This is a genomic window from Ruminococcus sp. (assembly GCF_017549005.1).
GTDB lineage: Bacteria > Bacillota > Clostridia > Oscillospirales > Ruminococcaceae > Ruminococcus.
The window spans coordinates 1-23,844 of sequence record NZ_JAFYYT010000019.1 but is presented as its reverse complement, the minus strand read 5'-3'; the positions used below and the strand labels follow the sequence as shown (position 1 = coordinate 23,844).

The 23,844-nt window shown below is 46.1% G+C and carries 21 protein-coding genes; 8 read left to right on the top strand and 13 right to left on the bottom strand.

What is annotated here, in order from left to right; genetic code table 11:
- Positions 1-10 precede the first annotated feature (10 nt).
- Positions 11-1,693: a polysaccharide deacetylase family protein gene (locus tag IKW96_RS05905; RefSeq protein ID WP_296571634.1), complete on the top strand. Its 1,683-nt coding sequence runs from the start codon at positions 11-13 to the stop codon at positions 1,691-1,693.
- Positions 1,694-1,943: 250 nt separating this feature from the next.
- Complete coding sequence (locus IKW96_RS05900; RefSeq protein WP_296571631.1) at positions 1,944-2,717, top strand: class I SAM-dependent methyltransferase; 774 nt, start codon at positions 1,944-1,946, stop codon at positions 2,715-2,717.
- A 58-nt stretch (positions 2,718-2,775) separates the two neighbouring features.
- Here IKW96_RS05900 and IKW96_RS05895 read toward each other — a convergent pair whose 3' ends face one another.
- From IKW96_RS05895 to IKW96_RS05885, 3 genes are all read right to left on the bottom strand, one after another.
- Entirely contained in the window at positions 2,776-4,035 is a 1,260-nt protein-coding gene (locus tag IKW96_RS05895; protein WP_296571629.1) for a hypothetical protein, read from the bottom strand.
- A gap of 304 nt (positions 4,036-4,339) precedes the next feature.
- Positions 4,340-6,634, bottom strand: coding sequence for an ABC transporter permease (locus IKW96_RS05890; protein WP_296571626.1), 2,295 nt, complete (start codon positions 6,632-6,634; stop codon positions 4,340-4,342).
- Positions 6,635-6,644: 10 nt separating this feature from the next.
- The gene (locus tag IKW96_RS05885; protein ID WP_296571620.1) at positions 6,645-7,346 is read right to left on the bottom strand and encodes an ABC transporter ATP-binding protein; all 702 of its coding nucleotides are present in this window, start codon (positions 7,344-7,346) and stop codon (positions 6,645-6,647) included.
- 387 nt (positions 7,347-7,733) lie between these two features.
- On the opposite strand from IKW96_RS05885, the gene IKW96_RS05880 reads away from it, so the two are divergent.
- Positions 7,734-9,725: a dockerin type I repeat-containing protein gene (locus IKW96_RS05880; protein WP_296571617.1), complete on the top strand. Its 1,992-nt coding sequence runs from the start codon at positions 7,734-7,736 to the stop codon at positions 9,723-9,725.
- 66 nt (positions 9,726-9,791) lie between these two features.
- Here IKW96_RS05880 and IKW96_RS05875 read toward each other — a convergent pair whose 3' ends face one another.
- A complete protein-coding gene (locus IKW96_RS05875) occupies positions 9,792-10,046 on the bottom strand; it encodes a hypothetical protein (protein WP_296571615.1) in 255 nt (84 codons plus the stop codon).
- A gap of 14 nt (positions 10,047-10,060) precedes the next feature.
- Entirely contained in the window at positions 10,061-12,388 is a 2,328-nt protein-coding gene (locus tag IKW96_RS05870; protein WP_296571613.1) for a glycoside hydrolase family 3 N-terminal domain-containing protein, read from the bottom strand.
- A gap of 414 nt (positions 12,389-12,802) precedes the next feature.
- Here IKW96_RS05870 and IKW96_RS05865 point away from each other — a divergent pair, with 414 nt between their 5' ends.
- The 5 genes from IKW96_RS05865 (at position 12,803) to panD (ending at position 16,443) form a co-directional block, all read left to right on the top strand.
- Positions 12,803-13,063 carry a hypothetical protein gene (locus IKW96_RS05865; protein WP_296571610.1) on the top strand — a complete coding sequence of 87 codons (261 nt, stop codon included), beginning with the start codon at positions 12,803-12,805 and terminating at the stop codon, positions 13,061-13,063.
- 331 nt (positions 13,064-13,394) lie between these two features.
- Positions 13,395-14,243, top strand: coding sequence for a Rossmann-like and DUF2520 domain-containing protein (locus tag IKW96_RS05860; RefSeq protein WP_296571607.1), 849 nt, complete (start codon positions 13,395-13,397; stop codon positions 14,241-14,243).
- Between the two features lie 116 nt (positions 14,244-14,359).
- A complete protein-coding gene (panB, locus tag IKW96_RS05855; protein ID WP_296571604.1) occupies positions 14,360-15,199 on the top strand; it encodes a 3-methyl-2-oxobutanoate hydroxymethyltransferase in 840 nt (279 codons plus the stop codon).
- A gap of 1 nt (position 15,200) precedes the next feature.
- Complete coding sequence (gene panC, locus IKW96_RS05850; protein ID WP_296571599.1) at positions 15,201-16,049, top strand: pantoate--beta-alanine ligase; 849 nt, start codon at positions 15,201-15,203, stop codon at positions 16,047-16,049.
- A gap of 10 nt (positions 16,050-16,059) precedes the next feature.
- Positions 16,060-16,443, top strand: coding sequence for an aspartate 1-decarboxylase (gene panD / locus IKW96_RS05845; RefSeq protein WP_296571595.1), 384 nt, complete (start codon positions 16,060-16,062; stop codon positions 16,441-16,443).
- Positions 16,444-16,727: 284 nt separating this feature from the next.
- On the opposite strand, the gene IKW96_RS05840 is transcribed toward panD, so the two are convergent.
- The 8 genes from IKW96_RS05840 to IKW96_RS05805 all read right to left on the bottom strand — a co-directional run.
- Positions 16,728-18,044, bottom strand: a complete 1,317-nt coding sequence (locus IKW96_RS05840) for a hypothetical protein (RefSeq protein ID WP_296571590.1) — start codon at positions 18,042-18,044, stop codon at positions 16,728-16,730.
- Between the two features lie 11 nt (positions 18,045-18,055).
- Entirely contained in the window at positions 18,056-18,616 is a 561-nt protein-coding gene (locus IKW96_RS05835; protein ID WP_296571587.1) for a sigma-70 family RNA polymerase sigma factor, read from the bottom strand.
- A gap of 474 nt (positions 18,617-19,090) precedes the next feature.
- The gene (locus tag IKW96_RS05830) at positions 19,091-20,479 is read right to left on the bottom strand and encodes a hypothetical protein (RefSeq protein ID WP_296571584.1); all 1,389 of its coding nucleotides are present in this window, start codon (positions 20,477-20,479) and stop codon (positions 19,091-19,093) included.
- Between the two features lie 71 nt (positions 20,480-20,550).
- Positions 20,551-22,173 carry a recombinase family protein gene (locus IKW96_RS05825; protein ID WP_296571580.1) on the bottom strand — a complete coding sequence of 541 codons (1,623 nt, stop codon included), beginning with the start codon at positions 22,171-22,173 and terminating at the stop codon, positions 20,551-20,553.
- A gap of 89 nt (positions 22,174-22,262) precedes the next feature.
- Complete coding sequence (locus tag IKW96_RS05820) at positions 22,263-22,472, bottom strand: hypothetical protein (protein WP_296571577.1); 210 nt, start codon at positions 22,470-22,472, stop codon at positions 22,263-22,265.
- A 159-nt stretch (positions 22,473-22,631) separates the two neighbouring features.
- Complete coding sequence (locus IKW96_RS05815) at positions 22,632-23,039, bottom strand: hypothetical protein (protein ID WP_173540055.1); 408 nt, start codon at positions 23,037-23,039, stop codon at positions 22,632-22,634.
- Positions 23,040-23,251: 212 nt separating this feature from the next.
- The gene (locus tag IKW96_RS05810) at positions 23,252-23,479 is read right to left on the bottom strand and encodes a hypothetical protein (RefSeq protein ID WP_296571569.1); all 228 of its coding nucleotides are present in this window, start codon (positions 23,477-23,479) and stop codon (positions 23,252-23,254) included.
- A gap of 48 nt (positions 23,480-23,527) precedes the next feature.
- On the bottom strand, positions 23,528-23,844 hold a 317-nt coding region (locus IKW96_RS05805), incomplete at its 5' end, for a hypothetical protein (protein ID WP_296571567.1).

The window sequence follows — 23,844 nt, the reverse complement described above, 5'->3', positions numbered from 1 at the left end:
CGGCTTCGATATGAGTCAGTTTGGCGGTCAAGGCGGCGCAGGCGGCTTCGATATGAGTCAGTTTGGCGGCCAGGGCGGCGCAGGTGGCTTCGATATGAGTCAGTTTGGCGGACAAGGCGGCGCTGGCGGCTTTGACATGAGCCAGTTTGGCGGTCAGGGCGGCGCTGGCGGCTTCGATATGAGTCAGTTCGGCGGTCAGGGCGGCGCAGGCGGCTTTGATATGAGCCAGTTCGGCGGACAAGGCGGCGCAGGCGGTTTTGACATGAGCCAGTTCGGCGGTCAGGGCGGCAATGTTCAGCATGGCGGCAATACTGCTCAGCAGACATCTGATCCTAAGGCAGAGCTTGAAGCTAAGGTTTCAAAGTGGGGCGACGCCAATGGCGACGGTTCCGTTGATATGGGCGACGCTGTTGCTATAATGCAGGCACTTGCAAATCCGAACAAGTACAAGCTTTCCGATAAAGGATCGGCAAATGCAGACGTTTATGAAGCCGGCGGCGGAATTACTTCAAACGATGCGAATACTATTCAGAAGTACCTCTTGGGTGCTATAAAGTCTCTTCCGGAGAGCTACTCCCCAGACCTTAAGTCTACAACTACACCTGCATCAAACACAGGCAATGCTGCTCACAACATGGGCGGCGCAGGCGGCTTTGATATGAGCCAGTTCGGCGGTCAGGGCGGCGCAGGCGGATTCGACATGAGCCAGTTCGGCGGTCAGGGCGGCGCTGGCGGCTTTGACATGAGCCAGTTTGGCGGTCAGGGCGGCGCAGGCGGCTTCGATATGAGTCAGTTTGGCGGACAAGGCGGCGCAGGCGGCTTTGACATGAGTCAGTTCGGCGGGCAAGGCGGCGCAGGCGGCTTTGACATGAGTCAGTTCGGCGGTCAGGGCGGCGCTGGCGGCTTTGATATGAGCCAGTTCGGCGGTCAAGGCGGCGCTGGCGGCTTCGACATGAGCCAGTTCGGCGGTCAAGGCGGCGCTGGCGGTTTCGACATGAGCCAGTTCGGCGGTCAGGGCAGCGCTGGTCAGCAGACAGGCGGCAACGGCGGTGCTCAGGTACAGTCTGGCAAGAAGCTCTGTGCTATCTCATTCGACGACGGTGCTTCTGCTCAGAGCAGACAGGATCCTGCATACAGGATAATCGACGCTCTTATCAAGAACAACATGACAGCTACTTTCTTCATCGTAAGTGACTGGATCAAGACAACTGATCAGGTCAAGTATGAATACGAGAACGGAATGGAAGTTGCTAACCATACAAAATCACATCCTTCACTCGGTTCAATGGGTTCATCTCAGATCAGAAGCGAGTGGGAGCAGTGCAACAGCAGACTCAAGAGCATCATTGGTACTGAGCCTTCGCACCTCATGAGACTTCCATATCTTGATGGCGGCGGACAGGTAACATCAGCACTTTACGATGTTCCGCTCATCAGCTGTGCAATAGACACAGAGGACTGGAACAACGCTTCAAAAGATCAGATAGTAAATAAGATCAAGCAGGCTGCACAGAACGGCTCTCTTGAAGGCGCTATCGTACTCTGCCACGAGAACTACGCTACAACAGCGGCAGCTATGGAGGAAGTTCTCCCATGGCTCGCACAGAACGGCTATCAGAATGTAAACATCTCTGATATGGCTAAGGCTCATGGCAAGACACTCGGCGGCGGTCAGATACACACACGCGCATAACCCTATAAAAACGTGCCGGTCACATGATCGGTGACCGGCACATTTATTAAGTTATCTCCAATTTTAATATCCCCTCTGAAAGGCAGTCGGTAATGATCGGCTGTCTTTTTTATTCTTTAATTGTTACACGGATTGACAAATATACCCACATTGCTCTATAATAGAAGTATAATAAAATGTATGGCGATTCTACAGGATAGCCGTATACAGCTCCTGCAAGAATAAATATACAAAAACGGAGGATTAAATCATGGATACAGATATGAACCGCATTTCAGACCTGGATATCTACCTCACAAGAATGCAGAGGTCGATACTTGACAAAATGTTCTTCATTGACAAGGTTTTCGAACCGTTTGAATATATCCTTGATTTCGGCTGTGCCAACGGAGAGCTTATCAAGGCAATGAAGCCGATGTTCCCCGATTACAAGTACATAGGATATGATATAAGTCCCGAAATGATAGACGCCGCACGCCAAAATGTTTCCGACGCGGAGTTCTATGACAACTGGGACAGGATCGGTATTCCGTTTGATGAAAGCCTTATCAACATTTCAAGCACGATACATGAGGTATATTCCTATGGCGGTGAGAATGATATTGATCTGTTCTGGAACAGAGTTTTCGGCAGCGGTTTCAGATACGTTACTATACGTGACATGATGTTCTCACAGGCTGAAAATGTCCCTGTAAAAAAAGAACAGCTCGAAGCCATAAGAAACAGCATTTACGCAGAATGGCTGGAAAGCTTTGAAAATGTATGGGGCAAGATCACCGATCAGTGCCAGCTCGTTCATTTTCTGCTGAAATACAAGTATACACAGAACTGGGACAGAGAAGTGCATGAGAATTACTTTCCTGTATTTACAGAGGAGCTTATGAAACGGATACCCGATTCGTACAGGATTGTATACAGAGATGTGTTCACTCTCCCCTATACTTCGTGGCAGATACGTAAAGATTTCGGATTTGAACTGACCGAGCATACTCACATAAAGCTTATACTTGAGAAGATAAACTGAACATAAAATGAATGAGCTCCCTTAAAGAGAGCTTATTTTTGCGTTATTCTGAAAAAAATCATTTGCTGAGGTAAGAAATGATGCCCTCAATTATCTCCGGAGTTGCATAACCGTTTCCGTTCTTGCCTCTCATACCGTAAACCATTGCATATGAGAAATTATCAGCAAGACACTCCTCAGGGTCGTCAACATAGTCTGTATTGTAGCCGAAGACGTCAAAGAAGTTCTCAGCCATAGTGTATGGATAGTATTTATCACTTCCGTCGACAGGAATGAGAACAGGCTGCAAATAAGCAAAGAATGTATCGCCTTCATGTTCAAAATGCTTTGTAGTTGCCATATCAAGGAAGCAGTCGATATCTTCGCCGTCTATACGGAACGTTGCATAAGCGTTGTGGTGCTCAACATCAGGATTTGATATATGCCACTCAAATTCAGACGGAGGCAGAGGAAAATCCTCTTCCGCAACCGTAAAATGGATAAGCTTGTACATTTCTTCTCTGAAATCGGGATTGTTTCTTGTAAGGCAGTGGAAAAGCTCATGCCATAAGAACTCATCAAGATATTCGCGGTACATTCTCCTGTTTATGATGCTGCCCGAAGTTGCATTTTCAAGTATCATATCCTGCATATAGATCTGAGTTCCGTGAGTATAGCCCGACGCGCCAAGTTCCTCCTTCATCGTTGTTTTAATGAGGACTATATCTTCAAGAGGAGGCAGTGTATATCCGTTATTCCTGAGAGTCTTTTCCATTTTTCTGAACTGATCGTTCAGCAGTTCCTTTTCGGCTTCTGTGAAGTCCCTGACCTGCTCGGCTGCGAATGACTTGTACTCCTCCATTGTAGCGTTTTTCTTCTGCATTTTGTATTCAAGCTCATTCTGGCTGAAACCGTCGTAGTATGCCTGATTGGAAAGCATTAATTCAGCGCCTTCTTCCTTTGAAGCAAAGCGGTAGCTGATCTGCTTCGGAGCATTCTCATCATCTGACAGACGGTCAAGCAGCTGGCGGATATAATCCATATATCTGTTGATCATTCTGCTGCCTGTTTCTCTCAGATCAATAGTACGTGAACTATCGTTCAGGCTTATATTGAGCACATGATCTTTGAGGTCCGCTCCTGCTTTTACACCAGAACCGTCATTGTTCATATCAAGTTCAAACTGAAGAGCACCCGGAGTGCTGTTTTCACTTTCGTATGCAGCGTTTGCACTGAGCATACTCCCTGATGAAGGTGTGAGCTTTGTAACAGCTGTTCCAGAACCTGTGAGAGCGATAGCCATTGTAAATGCTGTGATTTTTCTGATGATCTTATTCATTTTGTTGTACATCCTTTCGTTGGGTTTGATAAGTAAATTATACAACCAAAAGCTCTTCTTGTCAAGCTTGATAACGTTAATTGTTTTTATTTACAAACCGTTGGCTGACCATAAAAATGGCTGATTTTGCTGTGATACACAGTAATTTTCAAGTTTCTGATGATACTCTGATAGGGAAAAACGAGCTTATCGTCATCATGATACAGCATATCAGTGACATACTGCCGCTTAGGTTTTATCACAACGCATATTTCTCGCAAACAATGCACTTATGCAGGTCATAACCTACTATTAAGCAGTTGCTTTATTCCATACCTTTCAGCACATCAACCATGTCGATTTTTCTGATCCTGCGTGAGAACAGGAAGCTGACAAGCACCGATACCGTCATGACAAATACGGCTGAGATCAGATATGTGGACGGTGAGATATAACACGGCCAGTCAATAGCGTCGCCGTTGGAATCCATCATTGCCTGCAACGGAACACGGCCGAGCGGCAGTCCACAGATCACGCCGAGAATCGAAAGCCATAGATTTTGTGTGGAAAGCAGTCTGCGTATCGCACTGCTCCTGAAGCCGAGCACTTTCAGCGTTGCAAATTCCTTTTCACGTTCATTGAACGACAGATTGCCGGAATTGTACAGAACGATGACGATCAGCAGCACTGAGAATACCACCATGAAATACACCAGCAGATTCATGATCTCCATCATCTTGTCAAATGCGTCGATGAGATCGGTCATACTGTGAACGGCAGATACACAGTCCTTGCCTGCGACCGCACCGCAGTCGTTTTTTGATACAAGCATGACCGGACGAAAGGTCATCCCTGCTTTCTCATAATCCTTTCGCAGCATGGTAATGCCTGTAATGTTAGGGTGACGTGAAATCAGACCCACCCTGCTTTCATTCCATTTGCTGTCTGTTGCCGTTTTCCAGTAGACCATGTCCCCTTCGGAAATGCCTAACTTTTTCGCCTGCTTCATCGTAAGTGCGACTGTTCCCGCGGGGATCGGCTTTGTCTGCAGTTCCAGATCAGAAACGCAGTATAATTGCTCTCCCTCTGTAACTGCAAGCTTGCAGGAAATAATACTGTCAGAGGTAGGATGATCCTTCGCTGCAATAGAGATCGCATCAATCGCCACAAACTCGCCGACGTTTTCCTGTTTCAGCTCCTCTGCCTGTTCCGGCGTACAGCTGTCATTGAGAATGACCTGATATTCATAATTCTGGATATCATGGAAATACCAGTCACGGACATAATCGACCGTGTCATAAGCACCGATACCGAGCTCCATTATCATCATACCCATACAGGTCCCGAATACGCCCATAAACGCGCGCATCTTCGAGCGTGAAATATCACGGAGATTATAACGGACATTGAAGCTGAGCTTATCCCAGAACGGCAGTTTTTCAAAGATACAGGGACCGGCGTTCTTTGCTGCCGCAGGTCTGAGCGCCTCTGACGGGTGGATTTTCAGGATCTGCTTGCAGCTCAGATAGGAAGTTCCCGTGCAGATAAGCACCAGCACCGCCGCAACAATAAGGCTCTTATAGCTGAATCCCGGCTGCCAGCCAGGGATAGTATAAAACTGACTGAACATATTTACCATCAGTCTGACGAATGTGAGCATACCGAGCAGAATACCGAGCGCACAGCCGATCACGGACAGCACAAAGCTGAAGCTGAGATAGTGCATCAGTATCTTCCGCTTTTTCATACCGAGAGCGTTCAGCGTTCCGATCTGTGTTCTCTGCTGAGTGATCATTCGCTTCATCGTCGTGATGATAACAAGCAGTGCAATGGCAACAAATACGAATGAAAAAATATATGAGAAGCTGTTGTGCTGTGCAAGCTCGTCCGAAAGCTGGTACCAGCCGCGAATGCTGTTTTTGTCGGCAAGGTATGCGTAATTATCGTCAAGCGCCTTTGAAATGTTCTTTTCATAGTCAAGCGCCTTGCCGTCGCAGGTGAAAATGATCTCATTGCTGAAACGCATTTCTTCGGGTAGCACTTTCTGAGACAGATAAACAAATCCGATATTATGGAAGTCACAGTCTGTATCTGTCGAAGCACAGGCGAATTCATATTCCGGCATAACGATCAGTCCCCTGACTGTTTTTTCAATATCCATTCCCATAACATGAACCGTGAACAGGTCTCCGACATGAATGCCCCATGTATCTGCAAAACGGCTGAACAGCCAGAGTCCTTCTGTATCATTCGCGTTAAAATCAACACCGTCAACCATCTGAGGAACCGTTACTCTTGTGCTGTCCTGAAAATAACAGTACATCTCTGCAGTATTGTACTTCTCATCAGCTTTGCCGAGCACCTCTGTCCGTCGCTGCACATCACGAATACCGCTGATCCCAGCGATTTTATTTGCCTGTTCCTCACTGAAATCCGCACCGTATATCCAGCCGTCGGCAAAATTGGAACTGTTCTCATAAGCCTTTCTTGCCTTATTTCCGCCGACAACATTCGCCTGAAATCCCGTATAGCACCACATAGCGATCAGAGAAAGCAGCAGTATCGAGAAAAACTGCGCGAAATTCGCTTTGATGTCACGGAGCATTTTCCTTCTGAGCATTGCCGTCACCTCACCATTCAATGTCGTTCACGGACAGAGGGTGTTCGTTTGTCCTGATCGACTTGATCTTGCCGTTCCGCATATGAATTATACGGTTAGCGCACTTTGCAATGTCAGCATTGTGCGTGACAAGAATAACTGTATTCCCGTGTTCGGTTGACAGCTTTTGCAGCAGATCAATGACGATTTTTCCGGTTTCAGAATCAAGCGCCCCCGTCGGTTCATCACCGAGAATGATCTTCGGATTTTTAGCAAGGGCACGCGCGATCGACACGCGCTGCTGCTGACCGCCGGACATCTGCGCCGGAAACTTGTGCTTCTGGTCGGAAAGCCCGACACGCTCCAGCATTTCATCAGCGCTGAGCGATGTTTTCTTGATATCCCTGACAAGAGCGACATTCTCATAGGCAGTCAGCCCAGGTAAAAGATTATAGAACTGAAAAATGAAACCGATCGTATCGGCACGGTAATCTGAAAGCTGCCGGTCATTGTACGCTGAGATCTCTTTGCCGTCCACGATCACCTTCCCCTCTGTCGGTACATCCATACCGCCGAGCATATTCAGCACCGTTGATTTTCCGGCACCTGACTGACCAAGGATAACCACAAATTCCCCTTTTTCAATGGTAAAGCTCACATGATCGACTGCGGTCTGCTGTCCGTCGCCTTTACCGTAGATCTTCACAACATCCTTTAATTCTACTGCTGACATTTCTTTTCCTCCTGCATATTTAGTTAGTATATGCAAACATTATAAAATTATTATAGCACAGTTTTTTTCACATTGCAAGATGCAGAGAAGAAACGATCGGCACATTTTGGAATTGTTGTATGCTTGCAACAAATGGCCAATCAAAATGTGAACAGCTTTCATACGAAATAAAAAGCAAAACTTCTGTGAATGACCACAACTTCTTTTCAGCATTCAGATCAAAGCTAAAAGTCAATAGCCGCCGATCGTTACACATCTCTTCAGCCGTATGAGAATAAGACAAAAAATATATTTATAAAAAAACATGATGTATTAATAAAATTTCAGTTGACTATACTCAAAAGACGTGCTATATTATAAGTAATAAGACAAGGGAGGGCAGTTCTTATGAAAACAAACAAGCTTTTTGCGGCATTTACAGCAATAGTGCTTGCCGCGGCAAATTCAGCATTTTTTACCCCGGCATTCTGTTCAGCGGCAGAAAATGAAAAAGCTTCAGCTGCTGAGACAGCATTATACTCAACTGCAAAGATTTCCGTTGTTGATATGGAAACAGGAAAAAATATTGACGGCATTGAGCTCAGTATTGTGCAGAACCCATATGGTACGAGTCTCGAATTTGAACAATGGAACACCTCTGAGGAACCAGTAAAGACGATCGGGAACCTTTCGTCAACCGAGCTCTACGCTGTCCACTTTATAAAGATACCGCAGGAATATGAGCTCCCGTATCAGGTCAACTTCTCATTTGACCAAGCTGATGAAATCAAAGAAGTGATCATCAGAGCCATTCCGAAAAGTGCAGAGAAAAAAGTACACATTTATGCAGGCAACTGGACAAATGCAGCTCCTGACGAGGAAGGCAGATGGCTCATAGGAGCAGAAGATTTACGCGATCCCTTTTCAGTATATGTATACGACGAAAATGGCAATTACTTCACCTCCGTTTCACTTGTTTCACGGGAGGCTATGTATCTGCCTGACGGAAAATATAAGATAAATGCATTTCCGACTGACAAGGATTATGAACTGATAACAGAAGACTTTGATATCGCAAAGACCGTAACGGGTATGTATGACGATATTGTGTTCCCCGATAAGAACGGATATATTGATGTCGAGATAGTGAACGGAGAACCCACGCATAGTATTGAATTCAACTTCCGTATGAAGCCCGAGATAATTGAATACAGGAAGGACGGCTGCAAGGCTAATATATCCATAGTTGAGATGTATACAAACGAGCCTTTAAAGGGCGTAAAGGTGAAAGTATATGACGATCTTGTCAAAGGAGATCTTATTGCCGCGTGGGATACGACTGACGAACCTGCAAAGAGCCTCAAGGATCTGTCTAACCACGGCTGGTACAGAATTGATATAGCTGACGCCCCCGAGGGTTATCATATTGATAAAAGCACCTCTTTTAATTTTTCAGAGCTTGGCGATACTCAGGATATTATCATCAGGGCTGTTCCACAGGATAAGGAGCCTAATATTAATGTATCAGTATACGACTGGTCAGACCTCGTCGTCGATCCGTCAGACGGTACCTATGAGGGATACAAGCTCATGGATCCCACCGATTACGAACTTCTTGTGTATACCGATAAATACGGAAGATTCGATATGACTGAAAGAGATATACATCTCCCCGACGGAAAATACTTCTTACAGCTTTTATACGACGAAAGCAAGTATCAATACATTGATGATCAGGGCTATAAGGCAAGAGCTGTACGCAAAATATTTGGAAAGGATTTTGATATCTCTTACGAAAAAGCAATGAATATTGAGATAAAAGACGGAATGACAGTTGGTCAGCCATGTTTTTACGTGGAAAGAAATGGCAGTGATAAAACGAACTGCACGCTTGAGCTCAAAATTATTGACGGCATAACAGGCAAGCCTGCCGATGCCGCAGAGTATGAGATCATACGCATCGACGAGGAGTATGAAGATACGGTGGAGAAGCTCGGACTTGAAGATACACGCGGATTTATGCCTGATTACGGCGAAATGCCCAAGGACGGAGCCGTTACCGTTGAAGGACTGGAGCCTTATGTTAAGTACGCAGTTGTCGGTTATTCGGGAAATAAGCACTATGGCAGTGCAAAACCTGTATTCCTGACCTTTGACAAGGACGGAGAGACCAGAGAAGTCACTGTCAGACTCATGCCTTTCAACTTTAAGTACGGCGATGTGAACGGCGATGACGAACTCAATGTTGCAGACCTTGTAATGCTGCAGAAGTGGCTTATTGCCGCTTCCGATACCGACATGAAAAAGCCTCAGGCAGCAGACATGAACTCCGACGGCAATGTGGATGCATTTGATCTGATACAGCTGAGAAAAGAAGTACTGAAAAACGTAAGCAAATAATGATATATGATATTAAAAACGGGCTCATCGTATATCCGATGAGCCCGTTTTATTGTGCCTTAGTTTTCAAGGAAATCCTGTATCGGCAGTATATCGCCATTCCATTGGCTGTATCCAGCTCTTTCCGTCATAGATGACTTCCTTATCGTCCTGTTTGTTGCAGGGATTTTCTGTTTTCTTATCGGATACAGCAGCAGAAAGTGCCGGATCAGTACCTGAATCGGCAGTTATTATACTCTCGTGGAAGCACTGACTTGCTGATGATACAATTACAGTTCCTGTTATTACGGATATAATACGCTCAATAATCCCTTTCTTCACCTCCAAGCTCCTCGTCAGCGTTTAAGATACCGCATCTGCCGCAGGATATCCATAAATTCTGCTTTCAATGCATCAGAACAGCCTGTGTTGTCCAGCAGCTTTCCTACGCTGTCCATTGCAGTATACTGATACGTTGTAAGCACCATTTCCCATGAAAGTCCGTGAGACTGCATGAAACTGCAAAGAGCAGCTTTCAGCTGAGGATTTTCATATATCTCCTTGATACTTGTATTCTCTCCCCAGCTGTACGGCGATTCGCCGTCATATCGCAGAACAATGCCAGCACGGTCATGCCAGTCAACAGCGCCCGAATCTTCAACAGTAGCATTCAGTACATACTCCCCGTCTTCAAGTGTCCATGCATGAAGATCGGGATCCCAGCTCTCAAAGGAACGACTGTCAACGTGAAGGTGGACTTTCTCTGTCTGATGAGGTTCGAGATACACCTTTTGGAATGCACAGAGCTGACATACGGGCTTTGTCAGCGTCGATACAGGATCATGCACATAGATCTGCACAACGGTCTTTCCCGCGACATCACCCGTGTTTTCCACATATGCGGTCAGCTCCAGACCGTTTGCAATATCTCCGCTTTCAACACGGAACTCCCTGACTTCAAAGGTTGAATAGGACAGTCCGTGACCGAAGCAGTATCTTGCATAATCCGCTCCGGAACTGCGGTGACGGCGCGTTACATAATAGCGGTAGCCCACAAAGATGCCTTCACCGTAATTCACGGTCATGCCGTCCCCGGGGAAGTTCAGGTATGTCGGCATATGATCCTCGCTGCACGGAAATGTCAGCGGCAGACGTCCCGACGGAGCAACTTTTCCGCAGAGAATATCTGTAATTGCAGCAGCTCCCTGCATACCGGGCAGCGACACCCAGAATACAGCGTCCCACATATCAAGGGCCGAACCTGTAACAGGCCCCGAGGTGTTAAGTATCAGCACAGAGCGCATATTGCTCCGCCTTGCATATCCGCAAAGCCCGCTCATACATTTCTGCTCCTCATCATCAACGCGCAGAGTTTTTCGGTCGTTGCCCTCCTGTCCTGCAACATTGAGGACATAGACGATCGTATCGGCTCCATCATACAGACCCGTCCGAACATCGGCAAAGCACCTGCGTAATTCCGCACATAATCCCTTGCCGCGGTTTGTGCGGACACAAGCGCTCCCCTCTCCGCATATCAGCAGTTTTCCGTCCATTGAACCCATAAGTGCTATTTTTGAAGAGACAGGCAGCGGACAGCATTTTTGTTCGGCTCCATTGCAGCACGGAGAGTTTTTCAGCATGACGATTCCCTCAGCTGCGGCTTTATATGCGGCACTATCAGTCATTTCTTCGTCGATATGACCAGCAGGCGGCAAAGCGTATTTCTGTGCAAGAACAACTGCACGTTCTGCCGACTCCGCAAGCTTCTCAGGCTCAAGCCTTCCGTCTGCCAATGCATTCCTGAGCGGTCCGGAGGGAACAGGTCCAGGCATATTCACATCACAGCCTGCATTGACTGATGCGGCAGGATTATACACCGCTCCCCAGTCACTCATAACAATTCCCTCAAAGCCCCACTCACCACGGAGAAGCTCCGTCAGCAGCCAATTGTTTTCAGTACATGGTAAACCATTTATCTGATTATAGGCAGCCATGACAGTCGCACAGCCAGCCTTGACGCAAGCCTCAAATCCTGGAAGATAAAGTTCATAAAGCGCCCTCTCCGAAATGATCTCATTTATCCCCTGCCGATTTGTTTCCTGATTGTTTGCTGCAAAATGCTTGACATTTGCCGCGACGCCCTGAGACTGCACACCTCTGACAAGTTCGGGTGCAAGCTTTGTGATAAGGTAAGGATCCTCGGAGTATCCCTCAAACAGGCGCCCTGCTCTGAGATCACGATGAAGATTTATGTTCGGAGTTCCTAAAAGCACATGAACACCGTAGGCTCGTGCTTCATGTCCAAGCGCCTGTCCGACCTGATAAACCGTTGCGGGATCCCACGTTGCACCAAGCAGCATTCCCGGCGGATAACAGCCCGGAGCAGTCATTTCGGGAATTATCGCACGAATCTGTTCGCATAGCCAGCTGTATAAGTCAAGTTCTTCTTTGGTTTCAAACGATCCAGGCTGATAAAAATTATCAAGTACTTTTCTGAATACCGCAGTTCCTTTTTCGGGACGATCTGCCTTTTCCATAAGATCACCGAACAGCTGCTCAAAATTGAGCCCTGTACCGCCGTCAAGCATCTGTATACGAGGAACTCCCTTATGCGGCAGCTCGCCCATACCGAAAAAGGACTGTCCGTTGACCATTATTATCTGTTCATCCGTTGTCAGTTCCATGCTGAATGCTCCTTTCTCCAGATCTGGATGTCTGCCATTTTATTCAATTATACCATGAGAATATGTATTTTTCAACATTGCGAATGCTTATGTCAAACCTTTCATGATCACATTGATCTGCGTTATACCGTTTTCTTTTCTAACTATTTTTATGCCTGCGGTACGGAGACAGCAGCTGCTATTGTGGAAACTGGTCTTGTTCGCTTTGATGCAACGGAACGCGATCAAAGATGCTACGTATATGCAGCTTCAACGCAAACAAGAATAATTCCGTATGCGATAATCAGATACATCATTAAACTGATGAGCTGGCTTTTGTGTAATCAGCTATTAATATTATTTTACATCAAAGCCTATAATTCGTCAATCGGTACAAGCGATACTGCATATAATACCTTGAAAGGAGATAAGATCATGGCTAAAAATAAGAAAGATCCCCCCTCACTTTGGGAGCGTTCTAACTATGATGTCATAAGCGAAACCGAAACTGATGACGAGCTTATTGCTGTGCTTCGTACACGCTACAGCGGCGCACAAGTCATATGCCACATTCCAAAGCATACACCCGAGGACAAGATCAAGATTGCAGAAGAAGTGACATATGCACTTATGCAGATCGCCTACACTGGTCAGGATATAAGCCGCATGAGCAGTATGGAAATACTCTTGGACTGAAGCATTACATATGCAGCTAGTCCTGGTGAATCTGGGCTTGCTTCTGCTTTTTACACTATTACCCTATCAGCATTTATCAATATTTTAGTAACAAAGATTGCTGAAAAAAATGCCAATCTATGCCTGATGAGAGGAACAGAAGACTGATACAAATTAAGTTGACTTTCAAATTTCACTTATCGGCACTATCTCTGAAACAGCAATAATCTCATATACTGCAGGCAAATTTTTTCCAATATTGTTTTCGGAATTTCATCTGTATATCACTGAAACTTGACAATCCGCACTATTAATGCTATCATTCTATGGTAAAAACTAAAAAAACCATGAGGTGAATATCATGAGGATCGGATTTATAGGCGCTGGAAAGGTCGGCTTTTCTCTTGGAAAATACTTTGCCGAAAACGGACTGGAGATATCGGGATATTACAGCCGCTCGGAGAGTTCTGCCCGTGAAGCTGCAGCTTTTACCGGTTCAGAGCTGTTTGCGTCCGCGGAAAAGCTCGTTTCCGAAAGCGATGCAGTTTTTCTTACAGTTCCGGACAGCGCCATAAAAGAGACATACAATACCCTGCCAAAGAATCTTTTTTACGGCAGGCAGATATGCCATTGCAGCGGAGCGATGTCAGCCGCGGAGGCATTTCCAAATATAGCGGAATACGGAGCAAAAGCCGCTTCAATACACCCACTTTTTCCAATAAGCAGCAAAACGGAGTCATACAAGGAGCTTTCAAATGCATTTTTCTGCATAGAGGGCGACTGTGCCGCGGATTGGACCGCTATCCTCTCCGATATGGGCAATCCAACGCGCATTATCACAAGTGATATCAAGAGCCGCTATCATGCGGCTTGTTCTGTGGCGAGCAACCTCGTATGCGGACTTATTGCAGAAAGCACGGAGCTTCTTGAACAGTGCGGCTTTACCGCAGACGAAGCTCTTTCAGCTCTTGAACCTCTTGCAATGAGCAATATGAAACGTATCTTCGCCGTGGGACCGACTGCCGCACTGACGGGTCCTGTTGAGCGTAACGACGTATCTACAGTTAAAAAGCATATCGCCTGCATAAGCGGCAAGAATGACTCCGTTATCTACAGAGCAGTCTCGGAAAAGCTGACAGAAATGGCTAAGGAACGTCATCCCCAGGCAGATTATACAGAAATGGAGAAGCTCCTTAGGTAATTGTCACCAAAGAAAAACTTTATATTCACACTTTGTTCATATCTATATGTTATACTTCTTCTTGTATCTTATCCGGGCAATCGGAAAGGTAACATCTTTTAAGGAGAAAATTGAATATGAAGAACACTGTTTCAACCCTTCTGAAGCAGAAGCAATCAGGTGACAAGATCACGATGCTTACTGCTTACGACTACACAACAGCGAAAATCATCGACGAGTGCGGCGTAAATGCCATACTTATCGGCGATTCGCTTGGCATGGTAATGCTGGGCTATGAAAACACGCTTCCCGTGACTATGGAGGATATGATACATCATACCGCCGCAGTTTCAAGAGGTGCGGAAAATGCTTTCATAGTAGCCGATATGCCGTTCATGTCCTATCAGGTCAGCATACAGGAGGCTGTTATCAATGCAGGCAGACTTGTCAAAGAGGGCGGCGCCAATGCTGTAAAGCTTGAAGGCGGAGCCGAGGTCTGCGGGCAGATAAGGGCTATCGTGAATGCGTCAATTCCTGTTGTTGCACATCTGGGACTTACTCCCCAGTCTGTCAACGCCTTCGGCGGCTTCAAGGTGCAGGGCAAGAGCCTTGACAAGGCAAGAAAGCTCGTTGAGGACGCGCTGAAGATACAGGAGGCAGGTGCCTGTACAGTAGTTTTAGAGGGTATCCCCGCAAAGCTTGCGGATATCATCACAAGGAAGCTTTTTATCCCGACAATCGGTATCGGCGCAGGAAAAGGCTGCGACGGGCAGGTACTGGTGTATCAGGATATGCTTGGACTTACCACGGGTCATACCGCTAAATTCGTAAAGCGGTTTGCTGATGTGGGTTCGGTAATGCGGCAGGGTATCGCTGATTATATCAGTGAGACCAAAGATGGCTCGTTCCCTGCTGAGGAGCATACCTACGCTATCGAAGATGATGTTATCGAACAGCTTATAAGGGAGGAAAAGTGAAATGAAAGTTGTAAAAACTATAGATGAAGTCCGCGCACAGGTAAAGGAATGGAGAGCACAGGGACTCACCGTGGGACTTGTCCCCACAATGGGCTATCTCCATGAGGGACACGCAAGCCTTATCGACGCTTCTCACAGAGATAACGACAGAACTGTTGTGTCCGATTTTGTAAATCCGATGCAGTTCGGCCCAACGGAGGACCTTGAAAGCTATCCCCGTGATATTGACCGCGACGCAAAGCTTGTTGAGGAACACGGCGGCGATATCATCTTCAATCCCGAACCCTCCGAGATGTACCATGAGGGCTTCTCTTCTTTCGTTGATATGACCGTGCTAACACAGGAGCTCTGCGGACTGAGCCGTCCCGTTCATTTCCGCGGCGTATGCACAGTAGTATCCAAGCTTTTCAATATCGTAAAGCCCGACCGTGCATATTTCGGCAAAAAGGACGCACAGCAGCTTGCAGTTATCCGCCACATGGCAGACGATCTGAATATGGAAATAGAAATAATCGGCTGTCCTATAGTCCGTGAAGCAGACGGACTTGCAAAGAGCTCCCGCAACACCTACCTTAACGAAGCCGAAAGAAAAGCTGCGCTTGTACTTTCCAAGGCAGTATTTCTGGGCATGGATATTGTCAGAAAAGGTGAAAAGGACTGCTCTGCAATAATCGGAGCTATGAGAAAAATCATAGAAGCCGAACCTCTTGCACGTATCGACTACGTCAAGATAGTCGACTGCAGAACAATGCAGCAGATAAAGACTCTCGACCGTCCTGCGCTTTGCGCTATGGCTGTGTATATCGGCAAAACACGCCTTATCGACAACTTCTTCACAGAAGACGTATGAGGAGGCTGCTATGGAAATATCAATGCTCAAAAGCAAAATACACCGCGCCGTTATCACTCAGGCGGAACTCAATTACGTGGGCAGCGTCACTATCGACGAGGAGCTTATGGAAGCCGCAGGACTTTATGAATATGAGCGCGTACACATATCAAACGTAAACAGCGGAAGCCGTATCGAGACCTATGTTATCGCAGGCGACCGCGGAAGCGGAGTTGTCTGCCTAAACGGTGCAGCCGCACGTTCGGGACAGAAAGGCGACCACGTTATCATAATGGCGTATGCGAACATGACTCCCGAGGAAATAAAAACTCACCGTCCCAAGGTAGTTTTTGTCGGCGAAAAAAATGAGATACTGAAGGCAGCCGATTACGAAAAGCATGGGGAACTGAAATAAGAGGTATTAACTATACAGAACTACAGACAGGCAACTCAACTTTTTAAGTCATTTATTATTTTATAATACTAAAAATCCGTTTCATTCAAGTCAAGCTCAACATTGTGGCAAATACCACAAAAACCATATCTGCAAATTAAAACCGCACAGCACTCTCCCGGAGCGTTCACAAGCGTTTCTGAGAGAGTGCTGTTTTCATAAGTTAATTAGCACAGACGGTTATAAGTGATGCATACGTCTTTTTACCTCCAATTGTTTTGTATTCTTTTCCATATCCTAATATTTCAGTTCAGATCACTTATCTCATAATCATTGAACTCGCTTATCGTACCTTTATCATATCCGTTTTCCTCAAGGAATGCTCTTACTTCGGGCGCAGTCAAAGGCACTTCTGCCTCGTCATTGAACCTGACATTAGTTGCCCTGAAACTCTCTATCGGCAATTCGCCTTCAAGATATACGTCAAAAGCTATGCAAATACCTGTTTCAACGTCGATATCAGCTGTAAAAGTAAACATTTCATGCTGAACGGGACTTACGCCTCTGTCATACATTTCTTCATAGCTTCCTTTTACGCTCGCTGTCCTTCTGCCGTTTTCATATCTTTCGCCCGTTATTTCCCATGGAGTCTCGTTCCTGCGTTCTTTACCGTAAGGCTTGCGTTTCTCGTTCTCTATGTTGCTGCGGATGAAATGGAAGCCTGCATAATCAGTATAGTATACTCTGTCGTATATATCTCCCGTATTCAGCTTTTTACTCATACTTTTGATATCAGTGAGCAAACCGCCCTGACCGTTGTCACTTGCGTATACAAACTTGTCGTTCAGGTAGTAATGCCGCTCATCACAGTAAAGATGTCCGTCGGAAGCAAGTCTTTTCTGGAACATTTCACCTGTCATCGCTGTATTGTCTATCTTGATACTGCCTTTAAAGCAGAGATGGATAGGAGTTTTTTCCGAGCCTCGGCTCACAGTAAAATCAGCGGAGAATCTGTCGTAATTGTATACAGCATTGATGCATTTCTCGCGGAGCTGTTCTCCCGTTTCATTCTGTTCAGACTGCTGAGTTTCTACAGTAGTTGTGACCTCATTATTATCATTTGCTGAAGTTGCAGTTTCAGTGTTTGTGTCCGTGGTTTCCGTTGCGGTAACGTCAGCCGTGCCTGTTGAAGTTGCAGCAGAAGTAACAGTGGTCACTATCCCGTTTGATGATGTGACGGTTGTTGACGTAGTTACTGTATTGTTCGTTGTGTTTTCAGCCGCAGCGTTATTACTGCTGTCTGTGATATCCATAGTCACATTGCTGTCGCCTACATGGTGGACAACAGGTCTTATGACGGACTTCATAAGATGTACTGCGCCCCAGACGCCTGCCACAAGCAGTATTGACGCAGCCGCTACCGAAGCTGAATGCATTATGCTCATTCTTCTGTTATACTGTTCTGCGCCCTCGGCAACATCGGTATATTCATTGTCTTTTTCAGCTCTCCACATTGCCTTTGCAAATATTTCGTCCTTTTTTGCCGCTTCTTCCATAAGCCGCTCGACCGAAGTCTTATCCGCACACCGCAGGATATAAATGATCTTTCTTTTAGTATTCATTATATCCCTCCTTAAAGCGTGATGCCATCGGCATTCAGAAGCTTTTTAAGTTGTTTCATAGCACGTCCGCATCTGACGCGCACAGCTGCAGGACTCATACCTGTCATTTCCGCGATCTCCCCTGACGTTTTGTTGTAGTAGTATTTCTGTATAATTATCACTGAATCGGGAGCCCCGAGCTCCCCAATCTTACTTAGAAGCTGTTCCGCAAGCACGGAGTTATCGGTATTTTCCTCGATATTCTCATCGCCTGCTATTTCAGCAACAGACTCGTCGTCTGAAGATACGCACAAACCACTTTTCGACGCAAGCGACCGTCTCATGCTTATTGCCTTGTTCCGGGCAACGGCTCCTATGTACGGCCTCAGTGATATATTGTCATCAGGCTTCATTTTCATCATTATGGAAGCAAAAACATCTATAACACATTCCTCGGAATCGTTCTGGCTTCCGAAGCCGTTTATTATCCTGCTGACTATTGAAAAAACATAATTATAGTACTTGTCAAAAAGCGCGCGCTGACCGTTTGACGGAGCTTCGCGCATAAGAGTCAATATCTTTTCATCGGTCATAAAGTCCTCCTTCACTTTTAAATGTCTGCTCAACAACTTAAAATTGGCTATTTTTATAGTCAATTTTTAGTTGCCAAAATGCAAGGAAAAACTTCTTTTTCCTGCACTTTGTTCTGCCCGAAAGGGCAAAATGAGCTTGACATAAAGAAATGTGCAGCGCAAATTTCAAATTCTAAAAGAATTTGCGCTCCCTGAACATAGTTCAGGGCAATAACCGTCATAACGGAGGTTATTGAGTGCACATTTTTTTCAGCAAATTCTTCATCATTAATAATAACGCAAATTTTGCAGCAAGTGCAACACTTTTTGGGCTTTTTATCCTTTTGAAGCACATTATCAGACAGCCGACAAAAAATAAGGCGGGTACTCCACAAGTGAAGTTCCCGCCTGTCCGCTATATGCGGCATAGAAATCAGAAAGAGAGAGAATTTATCACAAAATCAAAAAGCTAAAAAGAAATGTTTGCAAAAACGATCATAAAAATGAAAAGAGCAGCCTCATGAGCATCATCAGCAGGCTCATAAAAGTATCCTGTGAGTCCGAAGGAATATCGATCTCAGGCTTCTCTTCGGGTACTATCTCAAAGTTCAGCACATATGTACCCTCATAGCCGTTTATTCCCTGTATTACAGCTGATGCGGTGCCGACACCAATGTTATTCTCATAGCTTACAGTATAATCCTCGTTCGGTACAAGCTGCTTATCTCCGTCCTTTACGGTAACGGCAGGCTCGATAGCGCTTCCTGTGTATGTAACATCAGGAATGCTGTCAAATGTACACTGAGTTATAGCGCGGACTTTCTCAGACTCCTCGTTTAGATATTCGAGGGAGAAGTACTTCCACCAGTTGTTGTACGTACCTGTTTCTTCATTGACGCCCTCCGCATGAGGCAGATGCTTAAACCACCATCTGTGGTGCTCCTCCATATTGCCGCCGCCCCACGCGGAGCAGTTTACAGTCTTTGAAGCTCCTGAAATATCAGGATAATTGAGCCAGTTATCGCAGTACGACTGAACATAGTCGGTATTGCCCCAGTCATAATCAGATTTGCTGTTGGGAGCAAAATGCACATTTCCCACACCTGCATTTCCCTTGGAGACAAGGTCGTAAGCGGTGAATTTCTCCCAGTCGTTGTACTCGGAGTAGTCCTTTTTGTAATCAGGCTTGCCATAAATGCTGCTCATAATGGACTCGGTACGATGACCTGCGTCCTCAAGCATTTCGCCGAGTCCGCGCTCATAGTTGAAGCCGTATGCAATGAAATTCCTGCAATCCTCCTTGACTAACGGGGTTCCGTTCACCCAGAAAGCGTCCTTACCTGTCATCATTGTTTCATAAAGCTCAACACCCGTCATTGGACCGCCAAAGAACCACACTTCATCTATTTCGCCGCTGTTTACCTTTTCATAAACGTCATATTTGCTGAAATATCTGTCATAATCGAAAGAAAAGTCTTGTTTTCCCCAACCTTCATAGTCCCAGTATCTGCCGTCGCTGGCATTGCAGGCTTCCACAAAAGTTTTGTAGTATTCATCTGCGGTATATGCCTTTCCTTCCTTATCTGCCGGGAATTCGTTCAGCTCGATCTTTTCGGCAACAGTGTAATTCACATTGCCGTAGCTGACATCGGACATGGCGTCCGCAAAACGATCCGCAAGTTCATACGGGTCATTCCATGATTCCATAAGATCGTGCATTTTGACTTCCTTACCTTCCACGTCAAATACAGGATCAAAATTAATGATCATGACCTTATAGTTCTTACCTCCGTCAAGCTCTTTTGCCGAAACCGGCATCTGCATTGACGCTGCGGCGACTGACGCCGTAAGCAAAACAGTTGAAACCTTTTTCATCAATTTCATAGATATTACTCCTTTTTTAATGTAAGGAATACTTATGGACACTATAAATTGTTGGAATAAACCGCCCTCACTCACGCAAGGGCGTTATGCTTGTCAGCAAGCTCCTTATCAAGGAACTTGTAGTAAATGTGTATTTTTCGGGGCTTAGTGCGACCCGTGTTTTCATCAACGGTCACATAACCAATCAGATCAAGGCACATTTCTCTTGTAAGCTCCGTAGCTCCTGCATACTTACGCAGACGGCTCATGAACTCGTCCACATCGGCTTCGTCCTTCTTGTCAGCCTTTTCACGCTCTAAGATCACTTCGTACTCCGCAGAGAGTGATTTCTTTTCGGTGCTGTACTTTTCAAGCAGATTGATACAAACATCTTCGGGAACACGACCGAGGACTTTATCCTCATAGATACCCTGAATCAGCTTGTCAAGCTCGTCCAGTCTTTTCTTGACCTCAGCTTCACGCTTCTTTTCCTCAGCGGAACGGTTTTCGTGCTGTCTGGACTTGTATGCCATAAACCTTGCTTTTGCATCTGCTTCACGCAGTACCATACGGCTTTTCGCCTGAATGTCGGCAAGCACCGTGGCTTCAATAAGATACTGCTTGATGAAGTGCGTAGAACACACATCACCGCCACAGCGACTATGCAGACCACAGGTGTAGGAAGGCTTACAGCCCTTGCCACCGTTATGCTGCCGCATCTTTGAACCGCAGGAATCACAGTAAAGGAAACCTGAAAGCGGAGCAGTAACACCCTTATGGTCACGCTTGCCCTGGCTCACCGATCTGTCGATTTCACGGCACTTGTCCCACAGTTCCTGGGTGATGATAGGCTCGTGGTTGTTTTCGACCACCGCCCAATCCTCCGGGCGTTTCTGAACGATCTTGTGGTTTTTGTAGCTCACCGAGGTGGTACGCAGTTGAGCGAGCTTGCCGAGATAGATCGGATTTTTCAGAATACGCTGAACATTAATGTTGCCCCACAGGTGCGAGGTGTTATGGGGATTCGGCTTGCCAATTCGCTGATACTGATAATCAGACGGCGTGGGGATATGTTCTGCATTGAGAATATCGGCTATCTTTTTCGGGTTGAAGCCCTTAGCCCTCATCTCAAAGATACGGCGGACGATAGCGGCGGCATACGGATCAATGATCGGAGTATTAAAGCCGTCATCGCTCTTGAAATAGCCGTATGCACAGTATGTGCATTTATACTTGCCCGACCTTGCATTGCTCTCAAACACGGCACGGAGCTTCTTTGAAGTGTTGGCAGCGTACCACTCATTAAAAACATTCATGATCGGGAGCATATCCATTGAAGCACTGTCGCTGTTGAGCGTATCAATGTTGTCGGTCAGTGCAATGAAACGGATATTGTACATCGGGAACAGGTAATCTACATACTGTCCGACCTGGATATAGTTTCTTCCGAAACGGCTCATATCCTTGCAGATGATAAGATTTATCCTGCCTGCCTTTGCATCATCGAGCATTCTCTGGACCCCTGGGCGGTCAAAGGACACGCCCGAAATTCCGTCATCGACATACTCGTCATAGATAGACCAGCCCTGTTCGTTCACATAGTTTGTGAGGACTCGTCTCTGGTTTTCGATTGAGAGGGATTCTCCCTGTCGCTCATCGTCCTTAGACAAGCGGAGGTAGATACCCACCTTGTAATTATCCTGCTTTGGTAACATAAACACTCCTTTCCTCCAAAGCAGCTTTTATCGGTAATACACCCATTATAGCGCGCCTTACCGATAAAAGCAAGTGGTTTCTGAAATTTTCAGACACTTTCACAGCTTCGGATAGGTTTGTTCAGTACCTCGTTGAGCGCCCTGTCGAACGCAAGTCGGTAAAGCTCATCGTCAAGGTCTTTATCCCCGATGAAGTGGCTCACCACGATCATCTTCTGTCCGCAGACAGTGTATTCATTTTCACGCTGAGGGCAGTCCTTGTACTGCTCATTCAGCTCTTGCATAGTTTTCTGTTTCATAGCGAATTTATCTCCTTAGCTTATCTATATCTACGCTTATAGGTCAGAGGGCATCGCTTTATATCTCTTACCCTCATGGTTATCAGTTGTGATTATAGCCGTGAGGAACGGCATTGCTGCCGCCCCTCTCACAGCTATCGTTTTGTTGTCGGAAATATGTTAATCCTTGTAGGAATTATCTCCGAAGAAAGAAGTCTGTCCGACAAATTCATCATCGGCAGAGCCACTGTCGGCATCATCGCCCGACTTGCTGTCTGCACCGTCAGAGCTATCGACAAGCCCCTCAATGTCAGCATAAGACATTCCGCTGTCGGTCAGCTTGCCGATGAGCGTATGCTCAGCAGTCACAGCATCGAGAAGCTTTTGTCCCTCAGCACCGCCGTAAAGCTGTGAGAGCTTATCGTAGGTGTAGAGCTTGCTTTCGATGATGACCTTACGTCTGCGCTCCTGCGCTGCCTTGATAGACTTTTCGTAGCTATCGAGCTTTGCCTGATTCTCAGCAAGCACGGCATCCGTAATGATAACGGCGGACTCGTCAGCGACCTCAGCTTTCGCTTTCTTACTCATTCGCATCACCTCTTTCGGTTTTGAGTATCGCAAGATTTGATTTAACCCCACGATAATATTATAGCAAATTTCGGAGCTATCTGTCTATTCGCAGGGCGCATGAACTTTGTGCGCCATTAGAGTTTTCGAGTTCGTCAAGTTGTTATGGGGAAAATGAAAAAAGCTGCGGAGCGGAGGACGCTCACACAGCTATCAAGGAGAAGTAATTATCTTCAATCACTATTCTGTTTTTCAATACATCCTTTATGATTGCAATATGGACATCTGATTTCATAATAATCATCGGAGTGAATTGCAAACAGAAGTTTATTCCATTTTGCATTAAATTCCTTAGAACAGGCTTTACACTGGAATTTATGTTTTGAAAGCTGTTTAGCCCATAATATACAAGCAACCAGTGCGGCAACGATAACTATAACTGTAATGATAATCCATTCCATATTACAAACACCTCACAATGATAAGCGGACAAACATCCTTGCGTTATATTATACCACAGCAGCCCCGAAAAAGCAACCCCCACTTTCATCAAACTGCCGCCCAGACTGCGCAATACCTGCGCCGTACCAGTTTAGAATATTGACACCGATGATGATTGAGGGCATCACGCTGGAGCGTGAGCGAGATACCGCCGACCGAAGCGGCGGTGAGAGATGTCGCATTCGCTCCACGAATTCGCTGACGGAGCATCGAAAGCCTGAGCAGAGAGATAAGCTCAGGCGAAAAAATATGCGCCATAGCGCAACAAAAATAACAAGCATTGTATTTTGCGCCGCACAGCGAGCGAAAATACCAAATGCTTGTT

Coding starts and splice junctions, on each gene's coding strand:
- IKW96_RS05830 (WP_296571584.1), bottom strand. CDS start 20,479: ATGAAATTGATGAAAAAGGTTTCAACTGTTTTGCTTACGGCGTCAGTC.
- IKW96_RS05810 (WP_296571569.1), bottom strand. CDS start 23,479: ATGGAATGGATTATCATTACAGTTATAGTTATCGTTGCCGCACTGGTT.
- panB (WP_296571604.1), top strand. CDS start 14,360: ATGAAGAACACTGTTTCAACCCTTCTGAAGCAGAAGCAATCAGGTGAC.
- IKW96_RS05815 (WP_173540055.1), bottom strand. CDS start 23,039: ATGAGTAAGAAAGCGAAAGCTGAGGTCGCTGACGAGTCCGCCGTTATC.
- IKW96_RS05905 (WP_296571634.1), top strand. CDS start 11: ATGAGTCAGTTTGGCGGTCAAGGCGGCGCAGGCGGCTTCGATATGAGT.
- IKW96_RS05895 (WP_296571629.1), bottom strand. CDS start 4,035: ATGAATAAGATCATCAGAAAAATCACAGCATTTACAATGGCTATCGCT.
- panC (WP_296571599.1), top strand. CDS start 15,201: ATGAAAGTTGTAAAAACTATAGATGAAGTCCGCGCACAGGTAAAGGAA.
- IKW96_RS05840 (WP_296571590.1), bottom strand. CDS start 18,044: ATGAATACTAAAAGAAAGATCATTTATATCCTGCGGTGTGCGGATAAG.
- IKW96_RS05880 (WP_296571617.1), top strand. CDS start 7,734: ATGAAAACAAACAAGCTTTTTGCGGCATTTACAGCAATAGTGCTTGCC.
- IKW96_RS05900 (WP_296571631.1), top strand. CDS start 1,944: ATGGATACAGATATGAACCGCATTTCAGACCTGGATATCTACCTCACA.
- IKW96_RS05820 (WP_296571577.1), bottom strand. CDS start 22,472: ATGAAACAGAAAACTATGCAAGAGCTGAATGAGCAGTACAAGGACTGC.
- IKW96_RS05870 (WP_296571613.1), bottom strand. CDS start 12,388: ATGGAACTGACAACGGATGAACAGATAATAATGGTCAACGGACAGTCC.
- IKW96_RS05865 (WP_296571610.1), top strand. CDS start 12,803: ATGGCTAAAAATAAGAAAGATCCCCCCTCACTTTGGGAGCGTTCTAAC.
- IKW96_RS05825 (WP_296571580.1), bottom strand. CDS start 22,173: ATGTTACCAAAGCAGGATAATTACAAGGTGGGTATCTACCTCCGCTTG.
- IKW96_RS05835 (WP_296571587.1), bottom strand. CDS start 18,616: ATGACCGATGAAAAGATATTGACTCTTATGCGCGAAGCTCCGTCAAAC.
- panD (WP_296571595.1), top strand. CDS start 16,060: ATGGAAATATCAATGCTCAAAAGCAAAATACACCGCGCCGTTATCACT.
- IKW96_RS05890 (WP_296571626.1), bottom strand. CDS start 6,634: ATGCTCAGAAGGAAAATGCTCCGTGACATCAAAGCGAATTTCGCGCAG.
- IKW96_RS05885 (WP_296571620.1), bottom strand. CDS start 7,346: ATGTCAGCAGTAGAATTAAAGGATGTTGTGAAGATCTACGGTAAAGGC.